Source organism: Kitasatospora sp. NPDC093558 (genome assembly GCF_040683475.1).
GTDB lineage: Bacteria > Actinomycetota > Actinomycetes > Streptomycetales > Streptomycetaceae > Kitasatospora.
In genome coordinates this window covers 21,265-38,055 of sequence record NZ_JBFBDY010000017.1, presented here as the reverse complement: position 1 = coordinate 38,055, position 16,791 = coordinate 21,265, and the positions used below count along the sequence as shown (strand labels likewise).

The following is a 16,791-nucleotide window of genomic DNA, read 5'->3' as shown; positions in this document are numbered from 1 at the left end:
TGGAAGTCGTCCCGGTCGAAGCCCTCCCTTCTGCGGTGCTGGCGGGTGGGGTTGCCCGGCAGGGGCCCGCTGACGGTGACCTGGTGTTCGCGGGCAGCTCGCTCCAGGTGGACCAGGGAGGTGTAGCCGCCGTCGACCAGGTGCTCGGCGGGCAGCAGTTCGCGGCGTGCCAGGCGGGTGTGGATGGCGGGCAGGGCCTGGCCGTCGTTCGTGGCGGCCGAGGTGGTGGCCACGTCCGTGATCACGTTGGTGCTGTCGGGGGCACACGTCTCGGTGACATGCGCGGCGAAGCCCTTCCAGCTGATGATGTGTCCGTGGCGGACGTAGCGCGCCGTGGTGTCGTAGGGGGAGACGATCGCCGCCGAGGAGGGAGGCAGGCCGTCGTCGTCGGCGGTGCGCCAGCGCAAGCGGCCTGCGGCGTCGCGGTAGTAGTGCTGCACGAGAATCTGCCGCAGGGCCTCGGCCTGCGGGCCGGGCCGGTAGCCCAGTCCGTGCTGGTGGAGGTGCTCCAGCAGGCGGCAGGCGTCATCGCCGGCGGCGAGGATCCTGGTCTTGGGCCGGGTGGGGTTCTTGCCCAGGCGGACCGGGCGGCCGTAGCGGCGCCCCCAGTCCTCGTCAACCAGCCCGGTCAGCAGGTGCGAGGCGGTGCGGGCCACTTCCTCCAGTGCGGCACGGACCGCCTCGGTGACCAGTTCCAGCCGGGTCAGGTCGCGCACCGCGGCCAGGACGTGGGTGGAGTCGGTGCGCTGAGTGGTGCGCTCGCGTACGAGTCCGGCCTCCTTCAGGCGTGCGAGGGCCAGATCGAGGAGGCGGTCGGCACGGTCGTCCTGGGCCAGGCGCTCGCGGAAGTCGGCCAGCACGCTGTGGTGGAAGCCGGGATCGTCCAGTTCCATGGCCAGGGCGTACTTGAAGTCGATACGGCAGCGGACCGCTTCCGCCGCTTGCCGGTCCGACAGGCCGAGCAGGAACTGCAGCACGCAGACGGTGGCCAGCTGGGCGGGCGAGAGACCGGGGCGTCCGTCGCGGGGGTACCAACCGGCGAAGTCCTCGTCGCACCACAGCCCGTCGAGCCGGTCTCTCACCCACATCGCGGTCGTGCCGCCCGGGTTGCTCGCCCGCGCGATCTGCGCGGTCAGAGAAGGGACTTGCACACCGAAACGGGGGCGGAGCGACAACTGACACCTCGACAACTACACGGTCTTCGATCAGCCCGAGCATGCCCGCTCATCAGGCGGGCACACCGGGAAACTCCAAGATCCCCGACAGAGTCAAGCTTACAGATTCAAGCCCAGCCCCGGGGGCCGAGATCGTTGGGATTCTCGTCGCATCACGTGAGCTGGCCGAGGAACAGCGGTACTTCAGTCATCGCCAGCCCATCTCTGGCCAAAATTAAACAAGATCCATCAAATTGCAGGGCCAGAAATCCTGCGGATCGGCAGGGGGGGACAGGGATCAACTACCCGAGTCCGCTGAACTAGTTCTCCTGGGGGGGTTCCAACATTTTGAACAGCTGAAACATATGCCTTCGCTTCGGAAATGCTGAAGGATGGTACACTTTTTCGCACCAGTCGAATTGCCGCGAATTGGCCATCCGATCGAAGAGTCGCCAGAACCGATTCCAGGACGGGGTCGGGAGGGCGATATCCCTTGAACTGCTGTCGGTAAATTCCTTGCCAGTCTGCAGTCCGGAAGGTCTCCCCCGGAATCTCGAAGATGCTCCCGTCTTCGCCGTCAACGAGGTACGGGCCCCCACCAACGAGCATTTTGCGGGGACCTGGGTCGCGCTTGTATTCTGCAGACTGCCAGGCCACTACCCATCCGACGGTCGTCTCATTAACTCCGATAATGGCGAGATCCGGGGTTGCCTCGTCGCTCTGCCGCCTGGCCAGCAGGGCCTCGACGAGCTTGGCGGCTTGCTCCTTGGTTATATTCACTGTTGGCTCCGGCTCTGCTGGAGGGCTCGAGCCGCGCCAAGCGGCCCTATCTTGCGTGATTCTACTGCATTGGCCAATCGCAGGACCAGATGGCGCAGCAGGTGAAATTCTTCAAATCTTGAAACCAAGATTTCCGGTCGGCCGCCCGGTCGGTGATTCGGGGCGGCCGACCGGAGATCACCGGATCTAGTTGGTCCGCATTATGTAGTAGTAGCGCCAGCCCTCAGGGGATGCGCGGCCGGTTTGTGCATCAAGGAATACGACTGCGCCATTACTGTTGATTACATTGAAGAAATGACCCGGCACACCTCTTTTCTGTGCTGCCGCCGTGGGTGCACCGAGGACGATCGCGCGAGCTCCGTCTCCCCAACGCTGCATGTCGCTCACGATTCCAGACAGGCCGCCCTTCTGGATGAATGGTTGACTTGAGCCGGCGAGGTCCTGAACCTGGAAATCAAAAAGCACATTATCTGCAGCGGGTGCCGGGGGAGGGTTCTTTCCTGCCAGTATTTGGTCAGTGGCTACAGAAACAGGCCCGCAGTTTTGGGTGCCGCAGCCTGGGTTTATTCGCTCCCTGAGGCCAGGCGTCGAGGGGACAAGGTAGGTGTCACCATTCAACGTCGTTCGTTCGTCAGCGTCCCACCAGCGGCGACTTGCTGCCCCACCAGCGCCGCCCGCAGGACCAGAATGATCGGCTGTCGGCGTCGCTGGCGCGTCCGATGTGCGCGCGCCCCTGGGCATGCGCTGCTTATCACTGGCCGGGACGCCGCCGGGGTCGGGGATGTGGACTTCGGCTGCGGCTGCTTCGGCTGCCTCCTGCTCTGTGCGGCGGGCGGCGGATTGCCTCCCGGCACGGGCTTCTGCGGCTGCGGTCTTTTCTGCCCCGATTTCCGCGAGGTCCCCGTCCCAGCCGCTCGGGCGGCCCGGGCCGGGTGCGATGTGTTCGCTGCCTGGGCAGTCACCGCCGGCCAGTCCGCAGAGTCCTACGAAGAGAGCTTCTCCGGCAGTCGCGCATTCGGGGGTGAAGAGTGTCAGGCTGTAGATCGTGCAGCCGGCGGAGGCAATCAGAGGGACGCCGAGCACGATGGTGCCCACTAGGGCCTTGCGGCAGTCGTCCGTGTTGCAGTGCAGGACGGGCGGGGCGTCGCAGACGCAGAGGCCGTCGGGGTCGCTCTTGGAGACGGGGTTGTCGGCGCCGTAGGTGTAGCCGCCCATCTGGTTGGGGTCGCCGGCCTCCAGGACGGGGTCGACGGTCAGGAAGCGGCCCAGGGCGGAGTCGTAGTTGCGGGCGCCCAGGAGGTTGAGGCCGCTGTTCGCGTCGACGGGTTGGCCGAGGTAGCCGCGGTTGTCCGCCCACCCGGTGGGCATCGCGCCGCGGGGGTTGCCGTACGGGTCGAAGGACCTGCGGGTGATCGTCTTGGTCGCGGCGTCGACCTGGAGGGTGGATGTGCTTTGTGGGTTGGTGAACTCGTAGGTCTGTGTTCCGTTGCTGGAGCGGACCACGACGGTGCCGTCCGGCTGGGCGTAGTACCGCTTGCCGGTGACGGTGGTCCCGTCGGCGGACAGGTTGAGCTGTTCGCTGCCTCCGTAGAGGTACAGGGTGGTGCCGTCGGGACCGCGCTGCAGGAGCAGGCCTCCGGAGGCGTCGTACAGGTACGTCGACGTGCTGCTGGTGGTCCCGTTCGGCGTGGTGACGCTCTGGGTGAGTCCTTCGCTGTTGTAGGCGAAGGTCTGCGTCGCTCCGGCGGCCGGCTTGCTTCCGCCGGGGGCCCAGGTCTGGTTCGGACCCTGGTTGCAGGTCCACAGCGCGACACGGGTGCCCTGTGTGGTGCTGCCCCAGGGGATGTCGATGCACAGGCCCGACGCCTTGTTCACCAGCGCGCCGTTGGCGCCGACGCGCCACTGCTGGCTGTCGCTGCCGTCACACGCCCAGATCTCGATCTGGGTGCTGAGCGCGGTGGTTCCGCCAGCCGGACGCAGGCACGCGCCCATGGAACGGACGGTGCCGTCGGTGCCGACGGTCCAGGTCTGACCGGTTCCGTTGTTGCACGTCCAGGTCTCGACGGCGGTGCCGTTGGCGGTGCGGCCGCCGGTGACGTCGAGGCACAGCGGCGTCGAGCCGGTCGCGACCCCGGAGGGCATGGTGGTCGTGCTGGTGGCGGTCCGTGAGGTGGTGTTGCCTCCGGCGTCGTACTGCGGCGTCAGGGTGCTGGTATAGCTCGGGCCGGTCGGCGGGTTGACGGTGGCGGGCCACTGCTGGTTCGCGCCGCCGGTGCAGGACCAGAGGCCGAGCTGGGTGCCCGGGTTCTGGTTCCACCCGGGGAGGTCCAGGCAGAGGGTGGACACCGCGTGGACGAGCGCCCCGTTGGCGCCGTCCTGCCACTTCTGGCTGTCGCTGCCATCGCAGGTCGCCAGCTCGATCTTCACCCCGGGGCCTGCATTGCCGCCGACCGGGCGGGCGCACTTCCCGAGGGATCGCAGTGTCCCGTCCCCTGGGCGGGTCCACTTCTGGGACGCGCCGCCGTTGCAGGTCCACGTCTCGATGACGGTGCCGTCTGCGGTGCGCGCTCCCCAGACGTCCATGCACAGCTGGGAACCGCCCGTGCCGGCCATGGCCGACGTGAGCGTGCTGGTGGGCGCCCCGGTACGAGTGGTGACCGCGGTGAGGGCGTTGGCCCTGGCGGCCGGAGTACGGCCGTCGCCCTGGTACGTGCTGGTCTGGGTGATGTCGCGGGCGGTGTCGCCGGTGACGTCGTGACGGATCTGCTGGGTCCGGTCGCCCAGCTGGTTGTACTGGTAGGACTGCCAGTAGGGGGCCGGGCCACCCATGGCGACAGGGGTCGGGCTGGTGTTGTTGCACCGGGAGACCTGCCCGGCGCTCGGGGCGGAGACGCCCCAGGTGTCGGTCCACGCCTCCGTCAGACGGTTGAGGCCGTCGTAGCGGAAGCACTGGGTGTCGGTGGCCTGGTCGGTGCTGCCGGAGGACTGGAGCTCCGATGCGCTGGTGAGGTTGCCGACTTGGTCGTAGCCATAGGTGGTGAACGAGATCGGGTTCGCGTCGGTCGGCTGGAAAGCAACACTGCTCGTGGTGAGCCGGCCCGTGATGTCGTCGTAGGTACGGGCGGTGCGCAGCAGCGAGCCGCGGTCGCCGTACTGGGACAGCAGGAGCTGGCCGAGAGCGTTGTAGTTGGCCTGCTGGAGGAGCGCGGTGCTGGTGGTGCCGGACCCGACGACTTCGCCCTGGAGGTCTCGGCCGTAGCCGAGCATCTCGGCGGGAAGGCCGCCGTCGGCGTTGTAGTCGAAGCCGGCGAACAGGCCGATGTTGTCCGTGTAGTGGTCGCTCAGGGTGTAGTCGCCCGCGAGCTTGCCCTCGGTGGCCGGGATCGTGGTGGTCGTGGAGGTGGGCTGGTAGCGGGTGTTGTAGCCGTTGACCTTCTGCACGTACGCGTTGCCCGCAGCACCGCCGACGTAGCGGGTGCTGGAGGTCGGGTAGCCCTTGGCGAGGGTGTCGTAGGCGAAGGAGGCCAGCAGCTTGGACGGGTCGGCGGTGTTGGCGCCGTCGTAGCGTCCGGTGACGCGGTCGAGCAGGTCGTAGGTGAAGGAGAGTTGCTTGCCCGTACCGTCGGTCGTGGTGGTCACGCGCCCGAGGTCGTCATAGGCGGTCGTGCTGGTGCCGGCGTCCGGGTCGCTCTGCGAGATCCGGTTGCCCTGGACGTCGTAGGTGTAGCTCCAGGTGTTTCCGGCGTTGTCCGCGAGCGTGGCGAGCTTGCCGCGGGGGTCGTATGTGTAGCGGGTGGTGACGTCTCCGGTGCCGCTGCCGCCGTGCAGGACGGAGGCGGTGGTGCGGCCGAGGGCGTCGGTGTAGACCGTGCGGGGGGTGCCGCCGCTGGGCGGGGTGGTGTCGGTTCGGTCAGCGCCGGGGTAGGCGGTGACGGTCTGCCAGAGCTGGGTGCCCTTGGCGAACAGCAGGCTGGCGGTGGTCCGGCCGGTGCCGTCGTACAGGTAACGGGTCTGGGAGGGGGCGTCGGTGTCCTTCTCCTCGAACAGCGTGGCGCCGGGATCGGTGGTGGGGTCGGACCAGGCGGCCGTCGACTTGGTCGCCCGCCCCAGACTGTCGTAGCGCACGTGCGTCAGGACACGGCCGTTGCCCCCGTTGGCCGGAGTGGACTGGGTCTGACGAGGCTGCAGGAAGCCGTCGTAGATGGTCACCGAGGTGGTGTAACCGCCGCTTTCCAACTGCGTGTTGGTGACGACGCTCGGGGGATTGGCGCTCGGGTGCGGGTTCTGCGGGGTCGGCGGGGTCTGGTCGACGCCGTGCAGTTCGTAGCTGAACGTCCGGTCCGCCTTGGCGCCGGCGTCCTTGCTGTGTCCGGGAAGCCACACTGAGGTACGGCGGCCGAGGGCGTCGTAGACCGAGTCCGTGGTCCGCCCGTTGGCGTCGGTCGCCCGGATTGCCAGACTGCGCGCCGGTGCCACGGTGCTGTTCGCCGTCCAGCCCAGTGGGTTGGTGGTGGAGATGTCGGTCGGCAGGGTGCCGGTAGCCGGGGCGTAGGCGGTGAGGTTGACGGCGCCGGCGCTGTCGACGCTGCGGACGATGCGTCCGTAGCCGTCGTAGGCCTTGGCGACCAGGGTCTGGTAGCCGGCGTTGCCTTGCGCGTCGTAGGCCTTGATGGACTGCGTCGCGGTGACGTACCCGGCCGTCGTGCCGTTCTGCCCGAGTACGCCCGGCGTGCCGGGGTTGTTCGGGTCGGTGCTTCCGTCGTAGATCACCCTGCGGTCGCTGATCGTTGTCGTTGCCGAGGCTGCGGTCCCGCAGGGGCCGGCGACGGTCAGGGTGTTGCTCGGATACGCGAGCATCATCGGGTTGCCCGCCGGGGGCGCCGCGTAGGTGGTGGTCGTGCAGGTCCGGTCGGCCGAAGTGGTCACGTCCGGCTGCGAGTCGGTCTGGTTGACCCGTCCCAGGGCGTCGAGGGTCGTGGTGGTCTTGCCGGTCCGCCAGGTCGTCTGGTCGGAGAGCAGGGTGCTGGACCGGGTGCTCGTCGACTTCGATCGGTAGGCCGCCAGGGGAGGAAGCGTCGATAGCGTGGCCCCCTGCTTGGAGCTCCACGCTGTACGGGACCTGGTGGCGGTCGTGGCGGTGGCGGGAGCATCGTTGAGCTGCTTGGCAATGATGGTGCCGCCGGCCTGGGTGTAGGTGGCGGACTCCTGCGCGCCGCCGGCCAGCCAGGGGCTGTCGGCGGTGTCCTCGCCGAGCGAGTTCTTCGGCCGGCTCACGCGTTGCGTGTTGTCGGCCTTGTAGTCCCCGTCCATGCCCTGGAAGTAGGTGACGACGGTCTGGCCGACTACGTCGGGGCTGGTGCCGGTGGTGGTGGTGACGGTGCGGTAGCCGTGGAAGTTGTTCCAGGTGCGGTACTGGTCGTCGGTCAGGTCGGAGTCGTCGCGGTGCCAGGCCGCGCCGCCGCCGTAGGTGTAGTCCGTCTCACGGGGCGGGGAGTTCGCCTTGGTGGTGTCCGAGACGGTGACCTTGGAGACCAGGGTCTTGTGGAACCAGTCGGCCACCGGCGTGCCGGTACCCGTCGGGCCCCAGTAGACCGGGTAGCAGGCCATGGTGTTGCTGTCCGGCGACGCCGGCATGATGTGCTTTGTGCGCGAGCACTCCGGATCGCGGTACGTGACGGCGATCGACGTGCCCGACTCGGTGCTGACCCCGATGATGCGTGGCCGGTACAGCGGCGGCGCCGCCACGTCGGAGCCGTCCACGCGGTTGTCGAGCTCGGTTCCGGCGAAGACGACCGGGTCGAGCGCGATCTGGCCGCTGCCGCCCGCAGAGGTGTCCTGGGCAGTGTGCCGGATCTGGGACAGCCACATGACCGACTGCAGGGAACCGACGTTCTGCTTGTCCGGCGTCTTCCCGGTCACCGGGTCATAGGTGCCGCCGGCATCCGAGAACAGGTGCGTGAGGTCGTAGCGGTCGACGTTCTGCCAGCCGCTCTGCGTCCGCAGTTCGGTGCGGATGGCGCTGAGGCGCTTGGTCGACCAGAAGGTGGGCGCACCGATCTGGCAGACGCCGGTGCCGGTGCCGCTGGTGGGCCACCCGTCCTGGCATCCCAGATCGAACGGGACGTCCGGCCAGTTCGACGCCGTGGCCACCGACAGGTTCTCCGCCTTGCAGACGGTGTCGGAGACCACGCACCGCTCGGCGGTGTCGAAGCTCACGCGGGCGGACGGCTCCCGGGCGGCCAGCGCGTCGGCCAGCTGATAACCGTAGGAGATCCGGGTCAGGTATCCGCTGCGGGTGTAGGGGGTGAGGAAGCCCGTCCCGCCCGAGCTCGCGGCCTGGCCGCGGCCCATGGCGTAGCGGTTGGCCTCACCCGCCCAGTCGTAGCGCTGGAGGTTGCCGTGGGGGTCGACGACGAAGTCGAGGTTCCAGCGCCAGCCCGGCTGCTGGTCGCACTGGGAGCCCTTGCCAGCGGCGCTATTGCACGGATCGCCGCTGTTCGGGTGGTAGACCGGGACGGACCAGGCACTGTTGGTCGCCGCGTCCGCAGTTGTGCCGGGGGCGTGGTCGAGACCGAAGTAGTAGGCCGTGCCGTCGGGCGTGGTGACCTTGAAGTACTCGCCCTGCCACAGCCCGTTCGCCGCACCGGTCAGCCGCTCGATGCGGGTGCCGTCGTCGTTCTGGAGGTGGTAGAGACCGTCGCCGTCGCGTACCAGTTCCCCGGAGCGGGAACCGAGGGACAGCGTGGCGTTCCATCCGGCCCAGCACTCGTCGCCGGACTTGTCGATGCCGGCGTTCCGGCAGGACTTGTAGGAGCGCTCGATGAAGCCGGGGCTGTAGGACCAGCCGTCGCCGATCCAAGAGGCCTGGGAGTTGCGGGCCGAGGTCTCGCCGTCGACCGACTGCGAGTTGTAGGACAGCCCCACGCCGGGGGCGGTACCGGCCAACGACGGCGGCGTGGTGATCGGGTAGCTGTAGGTGAAGGCTCCGGAGGCGCTCTGGGACCACGATCCGGACGCGGACAGGTCGGTCGCCGTGTAGGAGCCCTGCGAGCCACTCGCGTCGGAGACGGCCGCGACCGCCATGCCGCCGGAATCCGCAGACTGGACGGAATCGAGCCTCGTCGCGGGCATCTCACCGGCGGTGGCCGGCACGACTGCCGCGAGCGCGTCGCCCGGAATAGCGATGGTCCCGGTGATCCTCCGGGAGACAGGGTCTACAGCCGACTCCAGCGGCTGCTGGGCCCGGCACTCGGCCCGCTGAGGCGTGGTCAGCGCGCACGCGGGCATCGCCACCAAGTGCAGGCGGGAGGCCCAGCCTCCGCCGAAGGCGTCGGCGACCGCGCCGTAGTCCAGCGAGATGCTCAGGCTCGCTGCGGCCCGTTCGCCGTCCGTCCGCTGAAGCCCGACCAGCAGACCGTTGACGTTCGCCTTCTCGGTCTGTGCCCGGTCGGCAACCTTGACCTCGACCTTGGCCGGCGGGCCGGCCGGAGCCGCACCGATGGCAGCCTTGGCCTTCTCACTAACCTGGCCGGGCTGCGCCGCGGCCACCAGGACGGGAGTCGTACCGGCCCGCATCTGGGTACCGGGGAGGCTGTCCGTACGGACGTCCGGGGCGGCGTTTGCCCTGGAGAGGTCGACGGAGACCGTTGCGGACGGCGGCCAGCTCACCGCGTCGCCGCGGTGCGGCGTCAGTTCGCGGGATCCGGCCGGGTGCGGCAACGTCTGCGGTCCGCCGTTGCCTTCAGCGTTGTGTCCTCCGACGTGCGGGAGTTGAGGGAGCTTCTCCTTTACCTGATCGGCCGCGTACGCGCGGTCGAGCGGAGCGTTTTGCCCCACCACCGGAATCACCAGAGCCATGGCTACGGTGAGGGTGACAACGGTCGATATGTTTCGCCGCCTTCCTCCTCCCCCCGGTGGCCAACCGGCCGTCCATCTCGAAATCGAATGCATGCGCATCCCTGCTCGTATCGATCGTAATGAGCCTGTGACCTGCGTGGATGGGCGGTCACAAGTCGCCCAGCATGACGGCGGGAACCGTATTGTCAGCAGACCGGGCCACGCAATAGCGTTCGGCTGCGACCGACGGTCGGCGTGAGTTCAAGTCAGCTGACGATCAATCGGTAAAACGCACCACAATTGGACAAAGGCCGCCTCGCGCACCAGCTAATGTGACGCATTGCACAGGCCTGGTGTGCGGGTTCGAGCCCTGCCGTGAAAGTGATTGACATCCCATGGGGGAACCCTTTTCCACGCCGCGACAGCGGCGGCACCTGGTCAGACGTCTGGCGGCCGCGTGTGCCCTCGGCCTCGTTCTGACCGCGCCCGGTGTCGCGGTCGCTGACGACCGTCCGTTCGCCATCCCTCCGGGCTCCGGCGCAGCGATACCCAGGCCCGTCGAACCCGCTCCAGGACCGGTCCAGGCTGCCCGCCTGAAGGCGAAAGACACCGGAAAGCCGGTGACCATCGACGAGCTGACCACCGAGACCTCGCTCACCGTGGTCAACCCTGATGGCAAGCTCACCGTGACCACCCACGTTCAGCCCGCCCGGGTGAAGAAGGCCGGCACCTGGACCGCAGTCGACGCCTCCCTGACCCGCAATGCGGACGGGAGCTACTCGCCGGCCGCCACGCCCTCTGGCGTCGCACTCTCCGGCGGCGGCACTGGTCCTCTGGCCACGCTCACCGACCGAAGCGGCCGCAGCCTTTCGCTGACCTTCCCCGCCAAGCTGCCCGCGCCGACGATAGCCACCAGCGCTGCGACCTATGCGGAAGTCCTGCCCGGAGTCGACCTGCGGGTCGACGTCACCGACCAGGGCGCGGTCCGCGAGATCCTGGTAGTCAAGAACGCCAACGCCGCCGCCAACCCTGCGCTGAAGTCGTTCCAGCTCGGCACCAGCTCCCCGAACCTGACCGTCTCAGCAGACGCGCACGGCAACCTCACCGCCGCCACCCCTGACGGCACACCGGCCTTTCGTGCGCCTGCGCCGGTGATGTGGGACTCCGCCTCCGCCGCCCCGGCCCCGGCGGCCCGGACCACGATGGCGGTCTTCGCCTCAGCTGTTGACACCCCCGCGCCAGGTGCCCCCACCGCAGCAGCAGGTGATGCCGGCTCTTCGACCACCGGACCGGGCCGTGACGCGCACGTCAAGCCGATCGCCGTAGCCGCTGCGGACGGCTACGTCACGCTGACGCCCGACGCCGACCTGCTCGGCGGCAAGGACACCGTCTGGCCGCTGTACATTGACCCGACGTTCCAGCCGGCCCCGACCATGGGCACCAACCACTACGCCGAGGTCATGCAGGGCTGCGCCGACATCCCCCAGTACGACGTCGCACAGGACAACGGCCAGGGCGCCGGTTTCCAGCACTACAAGACCAACTGCTACGGCATGGAACGCGCGTTCTTCGAGCTCAACACCAGCGCCGTCACGCCCCAGATGTACATCAACGACGCGAAGATGTACGTCACCGAGACCTACGCCTCCCGCGGGGACTGCACCATCCAGGCACCCGTCACCCTCAAGTGGATGCGCGACGCCATCGGCTCCGGCACCGACTGGAACAGCCAGCCGTCCGTCTACCAGGACATCGACACCAAATCGCCCCTAGGCGCGGGCAGCCCGTGCGGCTGGCAGACCGTCCCGTTCGACGTCACCGGCGCGATGCGCTCGGTCGCTTCGGCAGGCATCACCGTGTGGACCGTCGGCCTGTTCGGCGACGAGACCAACTCGCTCAGCAACAACAACTTCATGCGGTTCGGCACCAACCCGTACGTCATCGCCACGTACGACGTGCCGCCGAAGACCCCCGACTCCATGTACACCACGCCCGACTCGACCAACCCCGGTGGGGCCGCGTGCGGCACCGGCCAGCCGGGGTGGATCGGCCGGACCGTGCCGCTCGGCAACGGCGCCTCCGACGTCACCCTGCACGCATGGGGCTCCACCTCCATGCCCGGCACCAACGTCACGGTCGGCTTCCACATGTGGGACAACATGACCGCCGACTCCGCCGGGAGCCCCGCCACCGTGAGCTGGCCGTCCAGCCAGACCATCAACGGCTCGGGCTGGGGCAACGCCAACATCGGCTTCACGCTCGCGGACGGCCACCAGTACGGCTGGGACGCATCGACCAGCGACGGCCTGATGACCAGCCCCGGCACCGCGTTCTGCTACTTCAACGTCGACCTCACCCCGCCCACCCAGGCATACATCGCCCCCTCGACGGTCTTTCCGCCGATCGGAAGCGGTCTCAAGCCCACCGGCCACGCCGGGGACAAGAACACCACGATCCGGGTGACCAGCACCGACCCGACGCCCGCCGGCTGTACCCGCGGCAGCTGCCTCGCGAGCGGTGTCAGCGTGTTCCAGTACTCCCTTGACGACAACGCCACGTTCACCAACCCGCCCGTCCAGGCCATCCAGGACGGCAACGGCACGGCGCACGCCGATATCAGCATCAACCTCAACCCGGACCAGTGGGGCACCCACCGCCTCTACGTCCGCGCCGTCGACACCGCGGGCAACACCCAGCCCGCCGCCTCCACGTACGACTTCTACGCCCCCTGGAACCCCGCAACCAAGGTCGTCGCCGGCGACGTCGACGGCGACGGCACCCCCGACTACCTTGTCCCCGCCTCCGACGGCTCACTGACCCTGCTGCCGGGCAACAGCGACTTTACCTCCACCCCGGGCACGGCCTCCACCAAGCTCCAGACCCCCAGGGCCGACAACCCGGGCGGGGACAGCTGGAACAACTACCTGATCGCCCACCGCGGTTCACTCACCGCCAACAGCGTCGACGACCTGTTCGCCTACAACAAGAACACCAAGCAACTCTTCATCTACAAGAACGACGCCATCAACGGCGGCCAGCCCGGACACTTCAGCATCCGTCCCGGCATCGTCCAGATCGGCAACAATGACGGCTGCGCCAAGGGCGTCGACAGCACCTGGAACAACATCACCCAGCTGACCGCGCTCAGCGCAACGCCCACAAGCCAGAGCCGGCCCAACCTGATCACCGTCGAGCTGGGTCACCTGCGCTGGTACTCCGGCAATCCGGTCGCCGGATGCAGCCTCGGCACCGGGATCGAGCTCGGAGCCGACAATGAGGACTGGAGCGGCTTCACGCTCCTGTCTCCCGGGGTGATCGGAAACAGCCCGGCGCTCTGGGTGCGCGACAGCGTCACCGGAGCCGTCAGCACCTTCCCACTGCCTCTCACCGCCGACGGCGTTCCCATGGCGAAGTCCCTTCACGCACCGACCCGCCGGGCACTCGCATCCGCCGTCACCGACACCACCGGCGCGAACATGTGCGCCGACATCAACTTCGGCCACACTGACAACGGTACCGTCGCCCAGCTGTGGAACTGCAACGGCGGTAACGGCCAGGCCCTCACCCGCGGCACCGACGGCACCCTGCATGTCCTCGGCAAGTGTCTCGACGTCACCGGCGGCACCACCTACAACGGAAGCACCATCGAGCTCTGGGACTGCAACAACGCAGGCAACCAGAAGTGGACCGACGGCCCCTACCCCGGCACCCTTCAGAACCCCCAGTCCGGCCGCTGCCTCGCCGTCCCCGGCGGAAAGAACGACCCCGGCAACCACCTGATCCTCTGGGACTGCCTGAACAACAACGTGAGCCAGCAGTGGACCAGCCCGACCGCCCGGGCGATCCTGCCGATCGGGGCGAGCGCGACGGCCTACCCGACCGTCGACTCGCCGGGTGACATCAACGGTGACGGCAACCCCGACCTGATCACGGTCGACACCAACGGCACCTTCACGCAGTACCTCGGGACTGCACCGGTCGCCGGGCTCCCCGCTTTCGGCGCTCCCCGCACCATGCCCGCCCCGAACCCCACCAGCTACAGCATCAGTTCCGTCCAGAACCCCAACCGGTGCCTGGACAACTGGGGCGGAGCCAACGGAGCCAACCTGACCCTCTACAACTGCTGGAACGGCGCCAGCCAGAAGTTCACCTTCGCCGGCGACGGCACCCTGCGCACCAACGGACGCTGCGTCTCCACCAAGGACAACGGCACCGCCAACGGAACGCCGATCGTCATCCTCGACTGCAACGGCACAACCGGCCAGGTCTGGACCCTCGGGGCCGACGGAACGCTCTACAACCCCACCGCCAAGCGCTGCATCGAACTCCCCAACTGGAACGATGCCAACGGCACCAACCCGGACATTTGGGACTGTGCCAGCGGACACGCCAACCAGCGCTGGGCCATGTCCCTCAACACCGCCTGACCACCACCCCTGCCCCAGCCCACCGGGCCCGCGACACACCCAGTGCCGCGGGCCCGTCCCACATGCCAGTACGCAGAGCGTGCCGCCGGCTAAGGTGCAGTCGCTGTTGCCCCAGGACCCTCGATGTGCCGGCGATACTCCGCCGTGCTGCGCGCAAGGCGGCATCACCCGCGACCCCATATGCCGTCCCGTCTCGGGCGCCGTTCACGGCCGCGGGAAATGATCTCCAAGTCGGCGGGAACCGCCATCGGGATGACCGGGCGTCGTCGCAGGTCAACGAATTGTGTCGGCTCGCCACAGAGAAGTACCGACGAAACGGTGCTTCCCACAGTGACGAAAGTTGCTGAGGGAAGCGCCGTTTCGGCGTTTGTGCTCCGGCCTCGGGAGCGATCGTGATGGTGTGCTGGGTGCAGATCTTCGCTGGACCGGCGGGACTGGGGGCGGGATCGGCGAGTGGCAGGCGAGGATCGGGGCGCTCCGCTCGTCGCTCGTACAGTCGCTGATCAGGGACTCTCGTAGTGACGAAAGTCGCGGGGAGGGACACCTTCTCGGTTTGGGGTGGCGCCGTGGCTGCTCCGAGGCTGTCCGAGGCGGTGCCCTGGCCGGTCCGGGCATGACCACTTCGGGTGACGGCGGCTCCCTCGTATGGCTGGCGTGGATTGCCTCGCACAGGTCGCGGTGATCAGCTGGCCACGTTGCCTGGCACAAAGCGGGCGGCGACATGAAGGTCGGCTGCGGACTGGCTCGCGAGACGCGAGAGCGGGCTGACCGGGTACCTGAACGGTACGGTCCCGGCGGACTTCGTACGGGCCGTCGCCCCAAGTCTGCTGGCGGGCCTGCCCGTCGGCCACGTGAGAGAGACTGCGCCGTTGAACGCACACACCACCGCGCGACGTCGACGCTCCGGATACGCCGCCATCGCCACCCTGGCACTCGCCGCTGTCGCGTCACTCTTCCCTGTTTCCGCCTCGGCCGCACCGGTAGTGCCTCACCGGGCGGCGGCTCCGGCCGACGTCGCCGTCGCCGGTCCCCCCGTGCTGGTCTCCAACGGTCCCGACCCTCTCCCGATTGGCTGCTATTCCGCCGCCGACCAGCTGAATCCCCCACCCGAGCGGCCCCATGAGTCGTCCTTCGTCATCAATCCGACCAATCCGAACAACCTGGTGATGGCCTGGATCCCGACCGGGGCCCGCGCGATCGTCGCGGCGTCGTCTCTGGACGGCGGGCAGACCTGGACCAACAAGGTCGTTCCCAACCTGACGGACTGCACGAACAGCCTTCCCGGCCTGCAGTCGCCGTTCCCATTCGCGAACGACGAATGGCTCTCCTTCGGGCCCGACGGCACGCTCTACCTCGTGGCCGAACTGTTCCCGAACATTTGCCTGCCGATGCAATGCCTCGGGGACATCTCACCTGGCTGGGCAGTCGTCAGCACGTCCACGGACGGTCGCACCTGGTCGGCCCCGACGCTCGTGGACGGTCAGATCAGGCCTGCGGTCCACAACAAGTCGACCGTCGTCGCGGACCCGAACAAGCCCGGCAAGGCCTACGTGGCGTGGTTCGACGCGGTCACCACGTTCAACACGTTCGTGTCGGTTACCACCGATGGTGGCAGGACCTGGTCGGCGCAGCCGACGCCGATCCCGGGTGCCGGCGTGGTTCCGAACCAGCTTCTGGTGCTCCCCGACGGCAGGCTCCTCGCAGTCCTCAGCACGATCGAGAACCCGACGGCGCTGCTGGCGACCACTTCCCCGACCGCCTTCCTCAACGGCGTGGCCTGGACACCTCCTGCGACCATTGCGCTGGCGGATCCCAACCATCGACTGCTCGCCAGCGCGGATGTCTCCAAGGACGGCACAATCTACGTGGCCTGGCAGACCGCCGATCAGCAGAATTCGACCTCCAGTTACGTCTTCTCCAAATCCCGTGACGCGGTGATCTGGAGCCAGCCGGCGCCCGTGGCCACGACGGGCGGGCCGCCGATCCCCGGTGGCGGCCCCAACTCGATCATGCCGCCCAGTGTTTCGGTGGGCGAGGACGGAACCGTCGGGGTGATGTTCTACGACACCCGCCGTGGCTGCAGCTCGGTCGACGTATCGCCGTGCAACACCGACCTGTGGTTCCGGCAGTCGGATGACGGTGGCAGGACTTGGTCGGAGACCCACGTCGCCGGCCCCTTCGACCTGAGCACAGCGCTGGTCCAAGGCCCCGGTAACAAACCGAACCTCGGCGACTACGTGCAGGGTCTTGCTCCGACATCGGAGGGCTTCGCGGACGCCTTCCTGGTGGCCAAGCCCCTGGCCACGAATACCACCGATGCCTTCTTCTCCAAGATCACCGTCGGAGACTGACGTGACATCCGATCCGCTGATGCGGAAGCCGGAGGGCGGGGTCATCGACCGAGAACGACATCGATGGATCACGTTCAGCGTGGGAACACTCCGGCTTGATGCTCGCAAGTGCCCTGGTCAGTGAGTTTCGTCGGTGCCCCACAGAGAACGGCCGGTTGATCTTCGGATCAACCGGCCGTTTTGTCGTTCTGTGGTGGCTGGTCGCTGCCGGAGCAGGGGCGTGCTCGCGTGTCGCCTGCGCCC

At 68.1% G+C, this 16,791-nt stretch carries 5 protein-coding genes; 2 read left to right on the top strand and 3 right to left on the bottom strand.

Features of this window, described 5'->3' with window-relative positions; genetic code table 11:
* The 3 genes from AB0O00_RS03980 to AB0O00_RS03970 form a co-directional block, all read right to left on the bottom strand.
* A partial coding sequence (locus AB0O00_RS03980; protein WP_363648512.1) for a transposase occupies positions 1-1,151 on the bottom strand: 1,151 nt, incomplete at its 3' end.
* A gap of 252 nt (positions 1,152-1,403) precedes the next feature.
* Complete coding sequence (locus AB0O00_RS03975; protein ID WP_363648511.1) at positions 1,404-1,934, bottom strand: YrhB domain-containing protein; 531 nt, start codon at positions 1,932-1,934, stop codon at positions 1,404-1,406.
* 186 nt (positions 1,935-2,120) lie between these two features.
* On the bottom strand, positions 2,121-9,791 hold the full coding sequence (locus AB0O00_RS03970) for a ricin-type beta-trefoil lectin domain protein (protein ID WP_363648510.1): 7,671 nt from the start codon (positions 9,789-9,791) through the stop codon (positions 2,121-2,123).
* A gap of 599 nt (positions 9,792-10,390) precedes the next feature.
* Between AB0O00_RS03970 and AB0O00_RS03965 the strand changes: the two genes are divergently transcribed.
* Positions 10,391-14,197, top strand: coding sequence for a ricin-type beta-trefoil lectin domain protein (locus AB0O00_RS03965; RefSeq protein WP_363648509.1), 3,807 nt, complete (start codon positions 10,391-10,393; stop codon positions 14,195-14,197).
* A gap of 869 nt (positions 14,198-15,066) precedes the next feature.
* The gene (locus AB0O00_RS03960) at positions 15,067-16,548 is read left to right on the top strand and encodes a sialidase family protein (RefSeq protein ID WP_363648508.1); all 1,482 of its coding nucleotides are present in this window, start codon (positions 15,067-15,069) and stop codon (positions 16,546-16,548) included.
* The last annotated feature ends 243 nt before the right edge of the window (positions 16,549-16,791 follow it).

Coding starts and splice junctions, on each gene's coding strand:
- AB0O00_RS03970 (WP_363648510.1), bottom strand. CDS start 9,791: ATGGCTCTGGTGATTCCGGTGGTGGGGCAAAACGCTCCGCTCGACCGC.